Here is a 3,672-nt window from a genome sequence, read left to right as displayed (position 1 = left end):
CGGGGGTCGAGTTCCGCCATGAGTCGCGGTGTGTCACGTCACAGCCAACACCGTCGAGCGCCGCCCCGCCCACCGTACGCTGCCCGGCAGCCCCTTCAAGCAGGCACCAACCGGTGAACGGTTACGGTGGAAGAAGTCCTGCTGCCGCTGGACGAGGCGGACCGGCTCTGCGGCCTGTGCGGCGGTGGCTTGCACGCGTGGGAGGGGCAGACGGAGGACTGCGAGGAAGTCACCGTCGTCGAGAGGAGCTTCGTGCTGCGTCGCGTGCGTCGGCAGAAGTACCGCTGCCGCCAGGGCTGCGCGCCGGTGACGGCCCCCGCGCCGCCGCGGCTCGTTCCGGGGGGCCGCTACTCGCTGGAGTTCGCCGTCCATGTCGCCCTCATGAAGTACGGCTTCCACCTGCCGTTGGCCCGTCAGCAGCGGCTGTACCTGCGCGAGGGCCTGGTGGTGGAGGCGCAGACGCTCTGGGACCAGCTCGACGCGCTGGCCGGCCACCTGCGGAAGTCTTACGAGGCGCTGCTGGCCGAAGTCTTCACCTCGCCCGTCATTCACGCGGACGAGACGTACTGGCTGCTGTTGGAGAAGGGGCCGGGCACCAAATGGTACGCCTGGACGGTGGCCTCACCGGACACCGTCTTCCACCGCATCCTCCCCAGCCGCTCCGGCGCGACGGCCAGGACGGTGCTGGGTGACTACGCCGGAGTCGTCCTGGTGGATGGGTACGCGGCATACCAGACGGCGACGAAGTCCGGCCCGGACGGGCCCTCCCCCGCGACGCTGGCCTTCTGCTGGGCGCACGTGCGCCGCAAATTCTTCGAGGCGAAGCAATTCGCGCCAGCGTGCGAAGAAGTGCTGCGGCTCATTGCGGAGGTGTATGCCATCGAGGCGGACCTGCCCGGCTGGTACGCCCTGACGGCAGAGGAGCGCCAGGTCGCGCTCGCGCAGCGGCTCGCCGTACGCCAGCAGCGCTCCGCGCCAGTCGTCGAGCGCATCCAGCAGTGGGCACTGGCCCAGCGAGCCGCCCCGGGCAGCGCGTTCCGCAAGGCCCTGGAGTACATGCTGAAGCTGTGGGACGGGCTGACCGTCTTCTTGAGAAATCCCGTGGTGCCCATCGACAACAACCACGTGGAGCGGCAGATGCGCGACATGGTGATGGGCCGCAAGAACCACTACGGCAGCAAGTCGAAGCGAGGCACCGAGGTCGCCGCGCTCTTCTACTCCCTTATCGAGACGGCACGCCTGCGGGGTGAGGACCCCGGTAACTACCTGCGGCGCGCTGCGCTCGCCGCCATTGAGAACCCAGGCACGGTCACACTTCCGAAGAGCCAGGACTGACGGTCGCTCCTGCCGGCCGTCCCGGGCGGGTCAGCACGGCGCCGGGACGGGGCACGGCGAACAGTTACGGTGGATCTACGTCTCGCAGTACGCCGCGTGGCAATGGGTGCGGCCGGCGTCGTAGGCGTGGCCCTTGCGGTTTGTCATGAGCCGGTGCATCTCCTGGATGACGGCACGGCACGTCCTCGCCGCCCTTCTCTCCCACGGGGTGTGCCTGCCAACCGCGGGGAAGGCCACGTCAAGCAGCGTGGGTTGAATCAAAGCGCTCGCGCGCCTTCTTGACTACGCCGATGTGGTCGATCGACCAGTTCCGGATCGCGTCAACGATGCCATAGAGCGAGCGTCCAAGCGGCGTCACCTCGTATTCCACCGTGACGGGGACCGTCGCGAAGACGCGGCGCTCGACGAGGCCGTTCCGCTCGAGGCGGCGCAGCGTCTGGCCGAGCATCTTCTGTGTGATGCCTTCGACCTTGCGTTTCAGCGCGTTGAAGCGCATCGGGCCGTCGGAGAGCGCGAGCAGGAGCAGCACCGACCACTTGTCAGCGAGTTGGTCGAGAAGCTCACGCGTCGGGCATGTCGCGACGAAGGGGCCTGCCGGTCTGCGTGCGGCCATCGTGGTTTCCTCCTGGTGCCTTGGTCCCATCCAAGCGCCCTGGACGCCTCCTGGTATCCTCTTGATACCAGATATACGCAAGCACATGGTGTGCCCCATGAATGACTTCCAGCATGACGTCATCGAGGCCAACGGGATCGCGATCCACGTCGCATCGGCCGGCAGGGGTCCGCCGCTCCTCTTCCTTCATGGCTTTCCGCACACCTGGTTCGTCTGGAGGGACGTGATGCGAGCGCTCGCCAGCGAGCATCAGGTCATCGCACCGGACCTCCGGGGCCTTGGCGCGACGACGCGCGTGACGTCGGGCTACGACCTCGACACGCTCGTCGCCGACGCGCTCGCCGTCCTCGACGCGTGCACGCGGGAGCCCGCCATCGTCATCGGCCTCGACCTCGGCGCACCGATCGCGTTCCTCACCGCCGCGCGCCACCCCGCGCGCGCGAAGAAGCTCGTCGTGATGGAGGCGCTCCTTGGGGCGCTCCCTGGCGCGGAGGCGTTCCGTCCGCCTTGGTGGTTCGCGTTCCACGCGATCCCTGGCATGCCGGAGGACGTCCTCTCGGGACACGAGGAGGCGTACCTCGATTACTTCTTCACCATCGGCACGAAGCGCGGCCTCCCCGCCGAGGCACGCGCCGCATTCCTCGATGCCTACCGCGGCCGCGACGCGCTCCGCTGTGCCTTCGCGCACTACCGCGAGTTCCCAGGAAACGCACGGCTCCTCGCAAAGGTCGAGCGGTTGACCGTCCCGACGCTCGCGATCGCCGGAGGCGTCGTCGGCGACGCGCTCGCGCGTCAGATTGCGCCGCTGTGCGACCACCTCGTGACCGCGCGCCTCACCGACACCGCTCACATCCTGCCGGAGGACCAACCCGCGGCGCTCGCGGCGCTCCTGCGCGGCTTCGCCCGGTCCTGAGAAGCCGTCTCCCTCGCGCCGCGGCTCCCCGCCCCCGACGAAGTGCACAGCATCTTCAATACCGAGGACCCCGCCTGCTACGCGCCGGGCGGAAAGTGGCTGGCGCCAGGCCCCGCGCGCCCGTACGTGGACTGAGGACTCGATGCCAAGCCCATGAAGGAGCTCCTGGCTGAAGTCTCCGCGCATCACTTCCCCAGCCCACCCGCGACGCCTGCCCAGGTGGCCGCCTTCGAGGCACGCGTCGGGTGGAAGCTGGACGAGGACCTGCGCGCCTTCTACCTCCACTGCGACGGCGCCCCCCTCATCCGGCGCTTCTCGGACGCCAACGACCACCTGCTGCCGCGGGAGGAGATCCGCAGGGCGCGCGTCGCGATGCGGCCGGGGGATGACGACCGCTTCGGGCCGGCATCCTGGTACACGCTCGTGGATCTCCAGGACTCCGACTACCTCATCCTGGACGCTGCCCACCAGGTGGACGGCAAGGACCCCCGTCCTCGACGCGTACCACGAGACGTTCCCCGAGGCGGTGCGCCCTATCCTGCTGCACGCCGGGCAGTGGCGCTCCTCGGCGGGCACCGCGTGGCGAATCTCCCGCGCCGGAATCTCCTCCGCTTCCCGGGCGGCCCGCTCCTGACGCTTCTCTTTCGCGGCCTCGGCCCGGGCCGCCGTCGAGTCCGTGGCCCCGCGTGTCGTAGCTCGGCGTAACAGGTCCTCCGGAGTTCGGCGAACCCGGTCTGGGTGAGTTCGGCCAAACCGGTCCGCACCGGTTCGGCCAAACCGGTCCCCCCGGGCGTCCCGCCGACAGGCCACG

General features: G+C 69.3%; 4 protein-coding genes. 3 read left to right on the top strand and 1 reads right to left on the bottom strand.

The genetic code is table 11. The annotated features are described in order from the left end of the window. Positions 1-126 precede the first annotated feature (126 nt). Positions 127-1,335 (top strand): IS66 family transposase, encoded by a 1,209-nt coding sequence (locus tag U8525_RS34170; protein ID WP_374270925.1) that lies wholly within the window; start codon positions 127-129, stop codon positions 1,333-1,335. A gap of 238 nt (positions 1,336-1,573) precedes the next feature. On the opposite strand, the gene U8525_RS34165 is transcribed toward U8525_RS34170, so the two are convergent. Further along, positions 1,574-1,948: a winged helix-turn-helix transcriptional regulator gene (locus U8525_RS34165; protein WP_374270924.1), complete on the bottom strand. Its 375-nt coding sequence runs from the start codon at positions 1,946-1,948 to the stop codon at positions 1,574-1,576. A 97-nt stretch (positions 1,949-2,045) separates the two neighbouring features. Here U8525_RS34165 and U8525_RS34160 point away from each other — a divergent pair, with 97 nt between their 5' ends. Together U8525_RS34160 and U8525_RS34155 are read left to right on the top strand one after the other, a co-directional pair. Beyond that, positions 2,046-2,861 (top strand): alpha/beta fold hydrolase, encoded by an 816-nt coding sequence (locus U8525_RS34160; RefSeq protein ID WP_374270923.1) that lies wholly within the window; start codon positions 2,046-2,048, stop codon positions 2,859-2,861. Between the two features lie 153 nt (positions 2,862-3,014). Then, positions 3,015-3,566, top strand: coding sequence for an SMI1/KNR4 family protein (locus U8525_RS34155; RefSeq protein ID WP_374270922.1), 552 nt, complete (start codon positions 3,015-3,017; stop codon positions 3,564-3,566). Positions 3,567-3,672 lie beyond the last annotated feature (106 nt).

The organism is Corallococcus sp. RDP092CA, from assembly GCF_041903675.1.
Taxonomy (GTDB): Bacteria; Myxococcota; Myxococcia; order Myxococcales; family Myxococcaceae; genus Corallococcus.
This window is presented reverse-complemented; position numbering and strand designations above follow the sequence as displayed.

Excerpts from the sequence above, each read along its gene's own strand:
- U8525_RS34165 (WP_374270924.1), bottom strand. The coding sequence starts at position 1,948 with ATGGCCGCACGCAGACCGGCAGGCCCCTTCGTCGCGACATGCCCGACG.
- U8525_RS34155 (WP_374270922.1), top strand. The coding sequence starts at position 3,015 with ATGAAGGAGCTCCTGGCTGAAGTCTCCGCGCATCACTTCCCCAGCCCA.
- U8525_RS34160 (WP_374270923.1), top strand. The coding sequence starts at position 2,046 with ATGAATGACTTCCAGCATGACGTCATCGAGGCCAACGGGATCGCGATC.